Annotated in this window: 13 protein-coding genes and 1 tRNA gene; 7 read left to right on the plus strand and 7 right to left on the minus strand. The window is 69.4% G+C overall.

Annotated elements, in window-relative coordinates; translation table 11 throughout:
• The first annotated feature begins 64 nt into the window (after positions 1-64).
• Positions 65-922 (plus strand): fumarylacetoacetate hydrolase family protein, encoded by an 858-nt coding sequence (locus QF035_RS32660; protein ID WP_307524001.1) that lies wholly within the window; start codon positions 65-67, stop codon positions 920-922.
• Between the two features lie 176 nt (positions 923-1,098).
• Here the strand turns inward: QF035_RS32660 and QF035_RS32665 are convergent, their stop codons facing one another.
• Together QF035_RS32665 and QF035_RS32670 are read right to left on the minus strand one after the other, a co-directional pair.
• Positions 1,099-1,575, minus strand: a complete 477-nt coding sequence (locus QF035_RS32665) for a heme-degrading domain-containing protein (RefSeq protein WP_307524002.1) — start codon at positions 1,573-1,575, stop codon at positions 1,099-1,101.
• Positions 1,572-2,693 (minus strand): Gfo/Idh/MocA family protein, encoded by a 1,122-nt coding sequence (locus QF035_RS32670; RefSeq protein ID WP_307524003.1) that lies wholly within the window; start codon positions 2,691-2,693, stop codon positions 1,572-1,574. Before QF035_RS32670 ends, QF035_RS32665 begins: the two co-directional genes overlap by 4 nt.
• 116 nt (positions 2,694-2,809) lie before the next feature.
• Between QF035_RS32670 and QF035_RS32675 the strand changes: the two genes are divergently transcribed.
• The 5 genes from QF035_RS32675 (at position 2,810) to QF035_RS32695 (ending at position 7,433) form a co-directional block, all read left to right on the plus strand.
• Positions 2,810-3,934 carry an ROK family transcriptional regulator gene (locus QF035_RS32675; RefSeq protein ID WP_307524004.1) on the plus strand — a complete coding sequence of 375 codons (1,125 nt, stop codon included), beginning with the start codon at positions 2,810-2,812 and terminating at the stop codon, positions 3,932-3,934.
• A gap of 384 nt (positions 3,935-4,318) precedes the next feature.
• Complete coding sequence (locus QF035_RS32680; RefSeq protein WP_307524005.1) at positions 4,319-5,047, plus strand: hypothetical protein; 729 nt, start codon at positions 4,319-4,321, stop codon at positions 5,045-5,047.
• 160 nt (positions 5,048-5,207) lie between these two features.
• Positions 5,208-5,987, plus strand: coding sequence for an HAD-IIA family hydrolase (locus QF035_RS32685; protein WP_055617989.1), 780 nt, complete (start codon positions 5,208-5,210; stop codon positions 5,985-5,987).
• A 129-nt stretch (positions 5,988-6,116) separates the two neighbouring features.
• Positions 6,117-6,752 carry a hypothetical protein gene (locus tag QF035_RS32690; protein WP_307524006.1) on the plus strand — a complete coding sequence of 212 codons (636 nt, stop codon included), beginning with the start codon at positions 6,117-6,119 and terminating at the stop codon, positions 6,750-6,752.
• Positions 6,753-6,758: 6 nt separating this feature from the next.
• Positions 6,759-7,433 (plus strand): class F sortase, encoded by a 675-nt coding sequence (locus QF035_RS32695; RefSeq protein WP_307524007.1) that lies wholly within the window; start codon positions 6,759-6,761, stop codon positions 7,431-7,433.
• 308 nt (positions 7,434-7,741) lie between these two features.
• On the opposite strand, the gene QF035_RS32700 is transcribed toward QF035_RS32695, so the two are convergent.
• Positions 7,742-8,416 (minus strand): GAF and ANTAR domain-containing protein, encoded by a 675-nt coding sequence (locus QF035_RS32700; protein ID WP_307524008.1) that lies wholly within the window; start codon positions 8,414-8,416, stop codon positions 7,742-7,744.
• A gap of 282 nt (positions 8,417-8,698) precedes the next feature.
• Here QF035_RS32700 and QF035_RS32705 point away from each other — a divergent pair, with 282 nt between their 5' ends.
• On the plus strand, positions 8,699-9,739 hold the full coding sequence (locus QF035_RS32705) for a glycoside hydrolase family 6 protein (protein WP_307524009.1): 1,041 nt from the start codon (positions 8,699-8,701) through the stop codon (positions 9,737-9,739).
• Between the two features lie 119 nt (positions 9,740-9,858).
• On the opposite strand, the gene QF035_RS32710 is transcribed toward QF035_RS32705, so the two are convergent.
• From QF035_RS32710 to QF035_RS32725, 4 genes are all read right to left on the minus strand, one after another.
• Positions 9,859-11,796, minus strand: coding sequence for a kelch motif-containing protein (locus QF035_RS32710; RefSeq protein WP_307524010.1), 1,938 nt, complete (start codon positions 11,794-11,796; stop codon positions 9,859-9,861).
• Positions 11,797-11,901: 105 nt separating this feature from the next.
• Positions 11,902-13,893: a glycosyltransferase family 2 protein gene (locus QF035_RS32715; RefSeq protein WP_307524011.1), complete on the minus strand. Its 1,992-nt coding sequence runs from the start codon at positions 13,891-13,893 to the stop codon at positions 11,902-11,904.
• A gap of 315 nt (positions 13,894-14,208) precedes the next feature.
• Positions 14,209-14,919 carry a FadR/GntR family transcriptional regulator gene (locus tag QF035_RS32720; protein ID WP_307524012.1) on the minus strand — a complete coding sequence of 237 codons (711 nt, stop codon included), beginning with the start codon at positions 14,917-14,919 and terminating at the stop codon, positions 14,209-14,211.
• Positions 14,920-15,015: 96 nt separating this feature from the next.
• Positions 15,016-15,092 (minus strand) — tRNA-Lys (locus QF035_RS32725).
• Between the last annotated feature and the right edge of the window lie 107 nt (positions 15,093-15,199).

Raw genomic sequence — 15,199 nt, forward strand, 5'->3', positions numbered from 1 at the left:
CGACCAGTCCTCCGATGGCTGCACCCGTCGGACGGGCCGCCCGCGATCAAGGGAGATTGTGATCATGAAGCTGCTGCGAGTCGGTACGACAGGGGCGGAGCGGCCCGCGCTCCTTGATGCCGAGGGAGTCCTGCGGGACCTGTCGGCCGTCGTGCCGGACATCGACGGGGCGCTGCTCGCCGACGACGCGGCGCTCGGCCGGATCCGTACCGCCGCCGAGGCCGGGGAACTGCCCGTGCTCGACGCGGACGGGCTGCGGGTCGGCCCGCCGGTCGCCCGGATCGGCAAGGTCGTCTGCATCGGCCTCAACTACCACGACCATGCCAAGGAGACCGGTGCCGAGCCGCCCGCCGAGCCGGTGATCTTCTTCAAGGCGGCGGACACGGTCGTCGGGCCGTACGACACCGTGCTCGTGCCGCGTGGCTCGGTGAAGACCGACTGGGAGGTCGAGCTGGCCGTCGTCATCGGGCGTACGGCCCGGTATCTCGGCTCGCACGAGGAGGCGCTCGCGCATGTCGCCGGGTACGCGGTGGCGCACGACGTGTCCGAGCGGGAGTTCCAGATCGAGCGGGGCGGGACCTGGGACAAGGGGAAGAACTGCGAGACGTTCAATCCGCTCGGGCCGTGGCTCGTGACGGCGGACGAGGTTGCCGACCCGCAGGGGCTGGGGCTGAAGCTGTGGGTCAACGGGGAGTTGCGGCAGGACGGGAGTACGTCCGACCAGATCTTCACCGTTGCCGAAGTCGTGCGGTATGTGAGTCAGTTCATGACTCTTTATCCCGGGGATGTCATCAATACCGGGACGCCGGCGGGGGTTGCGCTGGGGATGCCTGAGCCCAAGCCGTTCTTGCGGGCGGGGGATGTCGTGGAGTTGGAGATTGAGGGGCTTGGGCGGCAGCGGCAGGAATTCAAGCCTGCCTGAGCGTTTCGCTGGGGGCGGGGAAGTGCGGACGGTCCGTTGTCGGGTGCGGGTCCGTCGTGGCTTGTCGCGCAGTTCCCCGCGCCCCTGAAAGCGAAAAGACTGCGCAGTTCCCCGCGCCCCTGCAAAGCCAAAAGACTGCGCAGTTCCCCGCGCCCCTATATGAGTCCCCGCACGCCCTAGAGCGTTGCCGTGAAGTGCTCCAGCGCCTCTACCACCATTGCGTGGTCCTCCAGTTGGGGGAGGCCCGAGACCACCACCGTGCCGATTACGCCCGCGCCCTTCACCGTGATCGGGAAGGCGCCGCCGTGGGCCGCGTAGACGTCGGGGTCCAGGCGGGAGGAGTCCTCGAAGGTTGTGTTCTTGGCTCGGAAGCGGGTGCCGATCAGGAGGGACGAGGCGGCGTAGCGGTCGACCACTCGGCGTTTGCGGTCGATCCAGGCGTCGTTGTCGGGGGTGGAGCCGGGGAGAGCGGCGTGGAAGAGCTGCTGGCCTCCCCGGCGGATGTCGATGGCGACCGGGGCGTTGCGCTCGCGGGCCAGTTCGACGAGGAGTGTGCCCAGGGCCCACGCGTCGTCGTACGTGAAGTGAGGGAGCGTCAGGCGGCGCTCCTGCTCCTCCAGTTCGGCGATGGTGGGTGCGGTGGGGGTGCTCACAGGGTCACCGTCACGTTCTCGCGGGCCGAGCGGCGCGCGCCTTCCAGGACGTCCAGGGCGGCGGCGGCCTCCAGGGCTGTGACCGGGTTCTCGCCGGTGCCGCTCAGGGCGGCGGCGACGGCCGCGTAGTACGAGGGGTACGCGCCCGGAACCGTCGGGACCGGGGTGCCGCCGCCGGTCGCCGGGGACTCGCCGGAGCCGACGCGGCCCCACAGCTCCTCCGGTTCGACGCCCCACTCCTTCTCCTTGCCCGCGACCGGGCGCTCGCCGTCGCGCAGGGCGGCCTCCTGGGGGTCCAGGCCGTACTTGACGTAACCGGCCTTGGAGCCCAGCGTGCGGAAGCGCGGGCCGAGTTGGGCGGTCGTCGCGGAGACGTAGAGGTGGGAGCGGACGCCGTTCGTGTGCGTGATCGCGATGAACGTGTCGTCGTCGGCCTCCGCACCCGCGCGGCGTACGTCCGACTCCGCGTACACCGAGGCCGCCGGGCCGAAGAGGACCAGCGCCTGGTCGACCACGTGGCTGCCGAGGTCGAACAGCAGACCTCCGACCTCTGCCGGGTCGCCGGACTCGCGCCAGCCGCCCTTGGGTTCGGGGCGCCAGCGCTCGAAACGGGACTCGAAGCGGTAGACGTCACCGAGGCCGCCCTCGGTGACCAGCTTCTGGAGGGTCAGGAAGTCGTTGTCCCAGCGGCGGTTCTGGAAGACGGAGAGCAGCAGCCCGCGCTCGTCGGCGAGGGCGGCGAGCTCGCGGGCGTCCGCCGCCGTGCCCGCGATCGGCTTGTCGACGACGACCGGCAGGCCCGCCTTGAGGGCGGCCGTGGCGATCGGGACGTGCGTCCTGTTCGGGGACGCGATGACGATCAGGTCCAGCTCGTGGGCGCGCGGCCACAGTTCGTCGGGGGTCGCCGCGATCCGTACGTCCGGGAACTCGTCCCTCGCCTGCTGCTGCCGGTCCGTGTTCGACGTGACGACCGTGTCGAGGGTCAGGCCCTCGGTGGCGGCGATCAGCGGGGCGTGGAAGACGGAGCCCGCGAGGCCGTAGCCGACGAGGCCTACGCGGAAGGGGCCCTCGCGGACGGGGCCTTCGCCGAGGGAGGTGCCAGTGCCTGTACCAGTCATGCCTTCCACTTAAACAACGCTGTTGCCAAAGTGCAAGCGCGGGGGACAATGGGGCTGTGGACGCACGCGATACAGGCGCACGTAGGGCAGGCGCACGCGGTACAGGGAGGATCTGAGTGGCTGGGATCGGGGCTGGTTCCGGAGCGGCCCGGGTGGGCGGCGGGGTGAACCTGCTCGCGCTGCGCAGTCACAACGCCGCCCTGCTGCTCGATCTGCTGCGACGCGCCGGGCGTACGGGGATGAGCCGCCTCGAACTCGCGGAGCGTACGGGGCTGACGCCTCAGGCCGTCAGCAAGATCACCGCCCGGCTGCGGGAGGACGGGCTGGTGACCGAGGCCGGACGGCAGGCCTCCACGGGCGGCAAGCCGCGCACGGTGCTGCGGCTGGTGCCGGAGGCCGGGCATGCGGTGGGGCTGCATCTCGACCGGGACGAGCTGCGGGTCGTGCTCGTCGATCTCACCGGGGCGGTCGTGGGGGAGCGGTGTGCTCCGCTGGATCTGGGGGCCGGGGCGGACGCCGTGTTCGACGTGGTCGTGGCGGAGTTCGGGGAGGTGGTGGCAGAGCTGGGAAGTGCCGCGTCCACCGTTCTCGGGGTCGGTGTTGCCATGCCTGGGCCCCTCGATCACACGCATGGCGTGCTGCACCGGGTGACCGGGTTTCCCGAGTGGGACGGGTTTCCCCTGCGTGATGCGCTGGCTCGGCGGCTCGGGGTGCCGGTCGTGCTGGACAAGGACACGAATGCCGCTGCGCTCGGGCTGGCGGTCGGGGGTGAGGCCGGGGCCTTCGCGTATCTCCACCTCGGTACGGGGCTGGGGGCCGGTCTCGTCCTCGGTGGGGCCGTGCATCGGGGGTCCCGGACCGGGGCGGGTGAGTTCGGGCACCAGGTCATCCAGCTGGACGGGCCGCCCTGTTCCTGCGGCAACCGGGGGTGCGTCGAGGCTTTGTGCCTCGCGGCGGTGGCTCGGGGGGATGTGGATGAGGCCGCGCGTGTTCTCGGAGAGGGGGCCGCGAACCTTGTGGGGCTTCTGGACATCGACCTTGTGTTGCTGGGTGGGCGCACGGTTGCCGCGGAGTCCGCGCGGTTCGTGCGGGGGGTCGGGGCGGTTCTTGATGCTCGGGCTCGGCGGGAGGGGGTGGGGAGTCCTGTGCCCGTACGGGTTGCCTCCGGCGGGGTGCGGGGGGTTGCTGAGGGAGCGGCTCAGTTGTTGTTGGTGCCGTTGTTCGGGCGGGCGGAGGGGTGAGCGGCGCTTCCGCGGGTTCGGTGTCGGGTGCGGGTTCGTTGTGGCTGGTCGCGCAGTTCCCCGCGCCCCTGAAAGCGAAAGGATTGCGCAGTTCCCCGCGCCCCTGGGTGGGGTGGCCCTGGCCCAGCCGTACGGCTCAGCCCCGTCTGGCGCTGGACCGATCGGGCGCAATCCCCTCCTCGAACGGACCCCGCGTCAGCGTGCCGAGGTCGGGCGGAGGGGGTGGCGTGGCAGGGTCCCGTGTCCATGCGACTGAGCAAGCCCGTTTGTCTCGCCGTCAGTGCTGCAGCCGCCCTCGCCCCTGTGCCCGCCGATGCCGCGGTGGGGGTGGATCAACGGCCGGGCCGGCCCACCTGTGCCGAGCCGGGGAACGGGGAGTTTCCCGTGCGGACGCGGATCCATGGCGGGCCCGCCGAGTACGACGCCGGGGGCGGGTTCCGGACCTGGTACATCGATCTCACCAACACCACCGACGCGACCTGCGGGAACATCCACCCGGTCGTCGTCCTCGTGGACGGGAAGCGGGCGCTGCGGCCGGAGCAGCCGCGGCTTGAGTTCTACGACGGGGAGCGGCCCCGGCCCGTCGACTTCGAGCGGACCGAGCAGGACGAGAACATCGGGGTTCTCGGCGCCCCCGCGAGCGCGGCCAAGGGGGCCGAAGCCGAAGAGGCTCCCTTCCCCGGATTCACCGTGGCGCCCGGCGCGACCCTCTCCGTCAAGGTGCGGCTCGCGGTCACCTCGGACGCCGTGGCCAACGACGTCGTCGCGCACGCGGCCGTCGTACAGCGGCAGAGGGACGACGGCGACTGGGTCGGGCAGTCGAACGACTACCGCTTCCGCATCCTCGGTGAGGGAGAGGGTGTGGGGGAGGGAGACAGCGAAGAGGGCGGGAAGGGCGAGGTCGGCGGTAAGGACGGTGCCGGTGCCGGCAGCACCGACGGCCGGGACAGTGCCGACGCCGCCGGGCGCGTACCGGACGGGATTCCCTTCGCGGAGGAGCTGGCCCGGACGGGGCTGCACTCGACCCGGGGGATCCTCGCCGCGACCGCGGGTGCGCTCCTGCTCCTCGGCGCGGGACTGGGCGCACTGCTCGCGGCCCGCCGCAGGCGCTGAGGGAGCCGCGGGATTCTCTGCCCGGGCCGCTGCCGCCCCCCTCCACCAAGATCGGGCGGATGGCTAGTCTGGAGGCGTCGGCACACAGCTGTGACGGCGTCCCCCCACCCGCGGCAGACCCGCACGGCTCACGCAGCACGCGTACGGCAGGAGACGGCACATGGCAGAGCGCAAGCCCATCGAATCGTGGCTCACGGACATGGACGGGGTGCTCATCCACGAGGGCGTGCCGATCCCCGGCGCCGACGCCTTCATAAAGAAACTCAGGGAGTCCGGGAAGCCCTTCCTGGTGCTCACCAACAACTCCATCTACACGGCCCGCGACCTGCACGCCCGTCTGCGGCGGATGGGCCTGGACGTACCTGTCGAGAACATCTGGACGTCCGCCCTGGCCACCGCCCAGTTCCTGGACGACCAGCGCCCCGACGGATCCGCGTACGTCATCGGTGAGGCGGGTCTGACCACCGCGCTGCACGACATCGGGTACGTGCTGACCGACCACGACCCCGACTACGTGGTCCTCGGCGAGACCCGTACGTACTCCTTCGAGGCCATGACCAAGGCCGTGCGGCTGATCAACGACGGCGCCCGTTTCATCGCCACGAACCCCGACGAGACCGGCCCGTCCGCCGAGGGCGCCCTGCCCGCCACCGGCGCCGTGGCCGCGCTGATCACCAAGGCGACCGGCAAGCAGCCGTACTTCGCGGGCAAGCCGAACCCGCTGATGATGCGTACGGGACTCAACACCATCGGGGCGCACTCCGAGACCAGCGCGATGATCGGCGACCGCATGGACACGGACGTCCTGGCCGGCCTGGAGGCGGGCATGGAGACCTTCCTCGTCCTCACCGGTCTCACGGGTCGGGCGGAGATCGAGAAGTACCCCTATCGCCCGTCCACGGTGGTCGACTCCATCGCGGACCTCGTCGACCGCGTCTGAGTCGCCCGTGAGCCACCCGTACGGGAGCGCCACCCGCTTGGGCTCACCACCCGTACGGAGCAGCGGATCCCCTCTCCGGATGCGACCCCGTGCCCCGAGGAGGACGCTCCAGATATCTGGAGGTTCACGATGGGTTCACTGCGACTGACTCTCTGTGCCGGGGTGGTGGCTGCCGCCGCACTCGCCCCCACCGCGTACGCGGCCGACGGGGGCGTCTCCGTGACCCCGGGGTCCCCGGCTCCCGGCAGCGACATCCAGCTGCGGGCCAAGGGCTGCTCCGGGATGTCCGGCACCGCCGCGTCCGAGGCGTTCGTCGCCGACGCGCAGCTCACCGGGACGCCCGGGGTCCTCACCGGCGAGACCCGCGTCCGCTCGACGCTCGACCCCGGTACGTACGACGTCAAGGTCACCTGCGACGGCTTCGAGGACAAGGTCAAGGGCGCCCTCACCGTCGTCGACAAGAAGCAGCGCGAGAAGCAGCAGAAGCAGGAGAAGAAGGAACAGCAACAGAAGAAGGAACAGCAGGGGCAGAAGGAGAAGCAGCCTGACGACTCGGCGGCTTCGCCCGTCGCGCCCGCGTCCCCCGTGGCGCCCGTGCACGCGGGCGGTGGTGGTACCGCGCGGCTCGCCGTCGTCGACGCCCGCTCGGAGGGGCCCGGTACCGGGCACGCGGTGGTCGGGCTGGTCCTGGCCGGTGTCGCCGCCGTCGCCGTGGCGGTCCGCAGTTCCCGTCGGAATCGCGGGAGTACCCGCGGTACGGACTGACCGGCCATGTCCGACCGGGAGGACCGGGAACACACCTCCGGCGGCGGCCGGCTGCTCATGGGCGTGGCCTGGGCGCTGCTGCTCCTCGGGCTGTGGCTGTGGGGCCGCGAGGTGACCGACGTACGCCAGGGCATATCCGCGCCGACCACGGGTGACGTGGCGGCGGTCGGGCGGCCCCTCGGCGTCGAACTGCCGCCCGCGGCCGAGCCGTTGGGGGATGCGCGGCCCCAGCGCGTGGACATCCCCGCACTGGGCGTGCAGGCACCCGTGGTGACCCGCGGCCTCGACCCCCGCGGGGCGATCGATCCGCCGCCCTACGGACAGGCGGGGACCGTCGGCTGGTACGGGGACGGTGCGCGGCCCGGGGCGGCCGGGACCGCGCTGCTCGTCGGGCACGTGGACACCGAGACCCGGCCCGCGGTCTTCTACCACCTCAGCGAGGTACGGCCGGGCGAGACGGTCCGGGTGGTCCGCGACGACGGCAGGGTCGCCGAGTTCACCGTCGAGGACGTCCAGGTCTTCGCGCGGGACCGCTTCGACGCCGAGAAGGTGTACGGGACACGGCAGACCGGCCGCGCCGAACTGCGCCTGATCACCTGCGGCGGCACCTTCGACCGGACCAGCCGCACCTACACGGCGAACGTGGTCGTCTCCGCGTACCTCAGCGGCACGGGTGTGTGAGCCCGACCAGCCTTGCCGGAACCCTCGTCACCGCACCTGGCCCGGTCGACGACCCGCTCCCCCCGGAGCCGCCGACCGGGCTGGTCCTCGACCGTGGGCGCCCGGGCTGCGGGAGTAACCCGGCGGCCGGCACGGGAGGTTCAGGGACCTGTCCGCGCGTCACGAACGCGTCTCACGAATGGTCCGACAGCCGGGGGCCGGGGCCGTCTGATAAGACTCTAGTTCGGATGAGCGCTCCGGCCTAGGGTCTGATTGACGCCAAGTCCCGGACCGGTGGCGCTGCGTTATCCGTGCAGCTAGTCGTGGGTCTACGAAGGTTCGGGGCGCTCGTGGCCCAGTTCGGAGGGGTCCTCCGTGCCCGCGATCACGGCCGTCGCGACCTCGTCGATGGGCAGCCGGTGACTGCGCGCGTACCTGCGCAGCGCGATGAACGCCTCGTCCATCCCGGTCCGCCGGCGCTCGGCGAGGATGCCCTTCGCCTGCTCGATGCGTACGCGGCTGGAGAGGGCCTCCTGCAACTGGCCCGTCAGTGTCCGGTACTGGGTGAACACGCGGTGGTTGGCGAGCCCCAGGGCGGCCGCGTCGGCCAGGGTCTGCGCGAGGAGCAGTCCGGTCTCGTCCGCCGGTGCAGGGGACGGGTGGGCCGGTGGCGGGGACGGGTCGGCCGGCTCCGGCGCGAACACGTTGAGGGCGCCGAGCGGGGTCCCGTTCCGCTGCAGCGGTACCGCGAAGGTGCTTCCGATGTCGTACCGCAGCGCCCGTTCGGTGAAGTCGGGCCAGCGGGAGGAGGCGTGGGCCGCGCGGATCGCGACCGGCGGGACTGGCTCTCCGCTGCCGTAGCTCTCCAGGCAGGGTCCGCCGTGGTGCTGGACCTCCAACAGGTCGAGCGCCAGCTCCTGTCGGCGGCTGCTCGCGCCGAACGACACCGTCTCGCCGCCCTCGATCAGCATGATGCCGGCCGCGGAGGCGTCCAGGAGGGTCACACAGCGGTCGGAGAGCCGTCGCAGGTACAGCCACCGTGTCGAAGGTCTCGGAGAGCGTGTCCGCGGCTTCCACGAGGGCGGCCCCCAGCTGGACCTCCCGACTGCTGTGGTGCATGTCCGCGCCCTTCCCGAGTCCGGCCACCGCCCCCGCACGTCCGTCCGGCGCCTACCCGGCGGGGAGGGGGTGTAACAGCTAGTGGACAAGGGGCGGACGCGCTCGTGGGCGGACCGACACGTATGTCAGGATTGGGACTTCGGACGGTGCACCCGAGGGGGAGTTTGATGTACGGGAGCAGGGGGGCTGTGTCTCTTTTCGCCACTGGAGGGGTGGCAAAGGCGTCCGTGGCGGTGGCCGGAGCTGTGCTGCTGCTGGCGGGGTGCTCATCCTCGGACGGCGACGGCGAGAAGGACAAGTCGGGCGCCAAGGTGAGCCAGCAGCCCAAGGACAAGGACCCGTTCTGGGTCAATCCGGATGGGAACGCTGCCGAGCAGGTGGCCTCATATGTGAAGGACGGCAAGAAGGACGACGCCGAACTGATCCGCAAGATCGCCGAGCAGCCCACCGGTGAGTGGCTCACTCCGGAGAACGCCGAGCAGGAGGCGCGCGGTTTCACCGAGGCCGCCGCGAAGGCCGACCGGGACGCGCTGCTCGTCGTCTACAACATCCCGCACCGCGACTGCGGCCAGTTCTCGGGCGGCGGCGCCGCGGACGGCAACGCGTACCGGGGCTTCATCGACCAGGTCGCCAAGGGCATCGGCGACCGCGCGACCACGGTGATCCTGGAGCCGGACGCCGTGCTGCACATGGTGGACGGCTGCACCCCGGACGAGTTCCACGAGGAGCGCTACGACCTTCTGCGGGGCGCGGTCGAGAAGTTCAAGTCCCTGAAGAACACGAAGGTCTACCTGGACGCGGGCAACGCGGGCTGGGGCAAGACCGACGACATCGCCGAGCCGCTGAAGCTGGCGGGCGTCGAGCAGGCCGACGGCTTCTCGGTCAACGTGTCCAACTTCTACACGACGGCCGACAGCACGAAGTACGGCAAGGACCTGTCGTCGAAGGTCGGCAACAAGCCGTTCGTGGTCGACACCAGCCGCAACGGCAACGGCCCGTACACGGAAGGCGATCCGGCGGAGAACTGGTGCAACCCGCCCGGCCGCGCGCTCGGCGAGTCGCCCACGACCAAGACCGACGACGACCTCGTCGACGCGTACGTGTGGGTCAAGCGGCCCGGCGAGTCCGACGGCACGTGCAAGGGCGGCCCGAAGGCCGGCCAGTGGTGGCCCGAGTACGCACTGAAGCTCGCGAAGGCAACCAAGTAAGCGACCGGGCAACAGCCCACGGGCAACGGCCGGTAGGTGACCGCGGGCGACAGCCTGTACGTGACTGGGGGCGCCCTCCGCAAAGGAGGGCGCCCCCAGTCACGTCACTCTGCCGTGGGTCAGGGAATCTTGACCCACTGGGCCTTGCTCGGGGTGCCCTGGTCGTCCGTGACGAACAGCATGTACCAGCCGGACTCGACGAGGTTGCGGCTCTTGGGCACGGTGACCTCGATGCCGTCCTTCGTCTTCGTGAAGTCCAGCGCGATGGACCGCTGGTCGACGTCGGTGACGTGCGTCGACGCGCTCGGCCGGATCAGGCGGGCCGTCTTGATCGACGAGGCGTGCTGCGAGGTGAACGTCCCGGAGCCGCCGCGCTCGATGGTCTTGGGACCGCCCGAGAGCGAGGGCCGCGAACCCTGGTACAGATACGGCGGCGTGTAGATCTCGACGCGCTGCTCGAACTTGCCCGGCTTGGTGTTGGCCTTGTCGGCGTAGAGCGAGTCCGAGCCGAAGAACATCACGCGGCCGTCGGGCAGCAGGATCGAACCCGAGTGGTAGTTCCGGCCCACCAGCGGGTCGGCGACCCGCTTGAAGTCGTTGGTCTTCGAGTCGTACATCCGCGCCTGGAGGATGTTGGAGGCACCGCGGCCGCGGTAGTCCTCCGAGCCGCCGGACACCAGCACGTCGTCGTTGGGCAGGATCGAGTACTGCGGATAGCGCGTACCCTTCTCCAACTCGGGACCGTCGACGAACTTCGGGTCGTCGTCCAGCAGGTCGATGATGCGGGTCTTCTTGCTGGACTGCTCGGACTCGCCGACCCCGCCGCCGCCGATCACCATGTACTTCTCGTCCTGCGCGGGCGGCAGCAGCACCGTGCCCGCGGTCTCCAGGAGCTTCGGGTCGGACATGCCCTTGAGCTTGTTGAACTTGTTCGACTTCAGGTCCCAGATGCCCGGGTCACGGCCGACGTCGTCGGGGCCGTAGCCGGCGTTCGCGCCCGAGTAGAACAGCTTGCCGTTCTGCATCAGGGAGATCGCCGGGTAGGTCGGGAACTGCCTGACACCCTTGGTGTACGTCCACTTCTTGGTCTTCGGGTCGTACACCTCGTTCTTGCCCGGCACGAGCTGGCCGATCTCGTCGAGGCCGGAGAGGCTGAGGATCTTGCCGTCGGACAGGGTGGTGAGCGTCGGGTACCAGCGCGCCTCGTTCATCGGGTCGACCTTGATGTACTTCTCGGCGACCGGGTCGAACTCGTAGGCGTCCTTGATGCCCTGGAAGTCCTTCTTGTCCAGGGCGAGCTTCTCGGCGATGCCGTACGTGTTGCGCGCCGCGGCGCCCGACAGGCCCTGCACGCGGTAGTTGTCCTGCGTACCCGTCTCGTACTTCTTGCCGCTCTTCTGCGCCTCGACGTAGATCCGGCCCAGGCCGGGTTCGTTGCGCAGGAACTCGCCGGTCTCCGGGTCGAAGACCTTCTTGGCCCGCTCGACGACGACCGGGTCCTTCGACACGAACGTCTTGCCGCCCTCCTTGCCCGTGAACCGGGTGCCCGCGGGCAGGGTGATCGGCTTGTCCGGGTTCTCGTTGTGGACGACCATCAGGCCGCCGGCCTTGGTGATGTCGCCCTTGAGCTTCTCGTACCGCTTGGTGCCGCCCGCGATCAGCAGGTTGCCGTTGGGCAGTTGCGTGTGGCCCGTGCAGAACAGGTCGGCCGGCGTCGGGACCTTCTTGATCGTCTTCTTGACCGGGTCCCAGACACGCGTGTCGAACTTCTTCGCGTCGAAGTTGTCCTGGTTGTTGCCGGAGCCCGCGATCAGCAGGATCTTGCCGGTGTGCAGGAGCGCGGCGTGGATGGTGTTGAGCCGGTACTCCTCGGGGAACTCGACGATGTCCCACTTGCCGTTGTCGGCCTTGTACTCAGGTCTGTTGATCTTGTACTCGTGGTACTGGTCCGACCCGAAGCGGTAGAGCGCGGGTCCGTTCATCCCGGCCAGCGCAAGCACCACCGCCGCACCTATCGCGATGCGGCGGGCGCGGCGGCGGCTGGAACCGTCTTTCACTTCAATTCCCGTCTAACTTGACTCGATGACTGGCGTACAAGGCTTTTCCGGCTGGGGTCCGGTGGCCCGGGGGTCCGGGGGCCGCGGCGGAGCCGCTGATGGAACTCAGCCCCCGGATTGATGCTGCCGTCCCCCGAGGGCGATCTGCACCGTCTGGTCGTTGCCCCCGCCTGCCGCCCAACTGGGCTTCTGCTGGGGCGTGTGCGGTGCGACCGGAGGCTGCTGTGAACTCTGTGGCTGGTGGGGAATGCGGCTGTCCTGCGGGGGAGCGGGCGGGTCCTGGGGACCGCCCTGCCGGTGCTTGCGCCCCTTCTTGTCCTGCCGCATCATCCAGCGCCAGGCGAACATCGGCGAGGCGGTGATGAGCAGCGCGAAAGTCGCCCAGATGATCATCGCCGGGTGGGCGTGACCGTAGACGAAGCCCGCAGCGATCGAACCGGCGAAGATCGCCATGAAGTACCAGTGGTACCGGAAGGTCCCGAACCAGGTGTCCGGGCTCGCGGAATCGCCCTTCGGGGTGACCACGAACTTGCTCTTGCGACGCAGGACGGAGTCGATCAGCGCCTTCGCGTAGAGCGGCGCCGACAGCGCGGACATGATCATGCCCGCCACACCGCCGGAGCCCTCGGGCTCGTGCGGCGAGACGTTGTGACGGCGGTTCCAGACGTAGAGACCGATCTGCAGCGCCGAGGCGTTGCCGTAGAGCATCAGCCAGATCGCCGGGTCGATGTTCACACCCGAGGCGCCCAGGCCCAGGAACAGCGCACAGCTCAGCGCCGCCAGGATCCAGTTGAGGGCCGACATCGGGTAGAAGATGATCATCATCGTGTAGTTGAAGAGCTTGCTCGGCGGAAGCGAGTACCAGCCCTTCCAGTACTGCTTGAGGATCGTCTCGTACGTCCCTCGCGACCAGCGCATCTGCTGGGTGAAGAAGTCCGTCCAGGCGTTCGGGCCCTCACCGACGGCCAGCACGTCCGGCGTGTAGACCGAACGCCACTTCCTGCCCGTCGCCGGGTTCTTGTGGCGGTGGATCTCGAAGCCGGTCGCCATGTCCTCGGTGATCGAGTCGTACAGACCGCCGATCTGCTTCAGCGCCTTGATGCGTACGGCGTTGGACGTGCCGACGAACATCGGGGAGCCGTAGGCGTTGCCGGCCCGCTGGATCAGCGCGTGGAACAGGAACTGCTGCGACTCGGCGGCCTTGGTGATCGGGTTGTCGTAGTTGCCGTAGACCTGCGGGCCGATCACGAAGCCGACGTTCGGGTCGCGGAAGAAGCCGAGCATCCGCTCCAGGTAGTTCGGCAGCGGCACGTGGTCGGTGTCGACCGAGGCGAAGTAGTCGTAGTTGTCGCCGTGCGCGTCCAGCCAGGCGTTGTAGTTGCCGTGCTTGGTCTTCGCGCGGTGCGGGCCCTTGGGCATGTTCCACTTCGCGACGCCCTTGCGGGAGAAGTGGTGCACGCCGAGGCGCTCGCAGACCTCCCGGACCTCGGGGTCGTTGCCCTCGTCGAGCAGCCAGACGTGCATGAGGCCGCGGTGGCGGATCTTGACCGCGGCTTCGAGGGTCTTCGTCACCATCTCCAGCGGCTCTTTGCCGGGCACGAAGGAGGTGAGGAACGCCACTCTCGTACCGGTCTCGGGCACCACCGGGATCGGGTCGCGGGCGACCAGCGTGGCGTGCGCGTTCGACAGCACGTTCATGCAGCGGAAGAGCTCGATCAGACCGATCGAGACCAGCATCACGATGTCGAGCGCCGGCAGGAAGTCGAAGGCCGGGTAGTCGCGTTCGGTCCAGTGCGCCGGCTGGAGCAGCCAGACGAGCAGGACGAGCGAGAGCAGCGGCGCGGCGCCCAGCATCAGGGCAGCGCGCAGCCGGTGCGGCTCCTGCGAGAGCAGCGAGCGGTACTGCACCTTGTACGGCTGGGTCGGATCGGGCTGTGTGAGAGGCCCCGCAAGCCTGCTGTAGTGCTCGTAGTCGTATCTCGGCAGTGTCTTCTTGATTCTCCGGAAGCTGCCGGTCCGAGTCTGTGACGGCACCCTCAGTTGGGTGGTCTCGGACGGATCGGAGTTCTGCCGGGCGCCCGTCGGCGTCGACGTCATGAGTCATCCCCCCACACGCGAACCATCGCGTGCTCGTTGTTCCGTTCGCCTGCTCATGTCCCCCTAGACATTCACAGGCGCATCAACAGCAGGCCCCCGCCACCACATCATCCACATACCCTATAGACACGGCGCACCGGCCTTCCGGTTGCATGATGCCCCCCTCGACATCCGTTCATGAACGGGGCCCCTATTCCCCGCCTTCGCACGCAACCGGTTCCAAGCCCCCAACTGCCCTGTAACCGCAGCCTCTTGTCGCCCAGGGTTCTACGCCGTTCACCATGATCGCAAGATGCGAAACATGGTGTTTACCGGTCATACGCGCTCATTGGGGTGTCTGATGGTCTCGTTCGGTGCGGTTGCGGTCAAGCGCGTACGGATGTTGCCGAAGTGTTCCCTTATCGCGTCCTCCGCCCTGGTGGCGTCGCCGGAGCGCACCGCGTCGAGGATCTCCCGGTGCTGCCGGCAGGTGACCTTCGGATCCTGCGGCAGCCCCACGAGATCCGTGCGTACGCGGTGGAAGGCGTCCCAGAAGGCCTCCAGAAGCTCGCTCAGCAGCAGGTTGCCCAGCCCCCGGTAGAGAGTGGCGTGAAAGGCACGGTCGGTGTCCGCGAGACCGGTGCCCGCGGCCGCCTCCGCGTCCATACGGTCCACCAGGGTGTCCAGTTCGGCGAGATCGTCCGCCGGGACCTTGCCCGCGAGCCGGACGATCAGCCCGGTCTCCACGGCCTCGCGCAGCTGCAGGAGCTGGAGCAGGCTGTCTTCGCCCCGGTAGTGCCCGGCGACCGTGCGGAAGGCGAGGCCCTCGATCATCGGGGCCATGGACATCGGTCCCACGTAGGTGCCGAAGCCGTGCCGGATCTCGACGATGCCCATCGCCTGGAGCGCCTTCAGCGCCTCGCGCACGGAATTGCGGCTGGCGCCGAGCAGCTCCATGAGCTCGGGCTCGGTCGGAAGTACGGCGCCCGAGGGCAGCCGGCGGTCAATGATGAGCTTCTTGATCCGCTCCTGGAGGTCGCGCGCCATGGCCAGAGGGTAGCGGGCCGAAAGGGTTCAGCCATACGCGATGGAGTTTCGGCCGCATGCGAAGAGGCTCCTCGCGGTGACGAGGAGCCTCTTCGGTGGTGCGCCGCCAGGGACTCGAACCCCGGACCCGCTGATTAAGAGTCAGCTGCTCTAACCAACTGAGCTAGCGGCGCGTGCTGCTCCGCAGACTCTACCTGGTGTCGGGGGGTGCCCCGGCCGGCCCGCAGGAGAAACACAACCCCCTGCCGCACCCCCGGAGGCACCCCCTTACATCATTTGG

The organism is Streptomyces umbrinus (assembly GCF_030817415.1).
Lineage (GTDB): Bacteria > Actinomycetota > Actinomycetes > Streptomycetales > Streptomycetaceae > Streptomyces > Streptomyces umbrinus_A.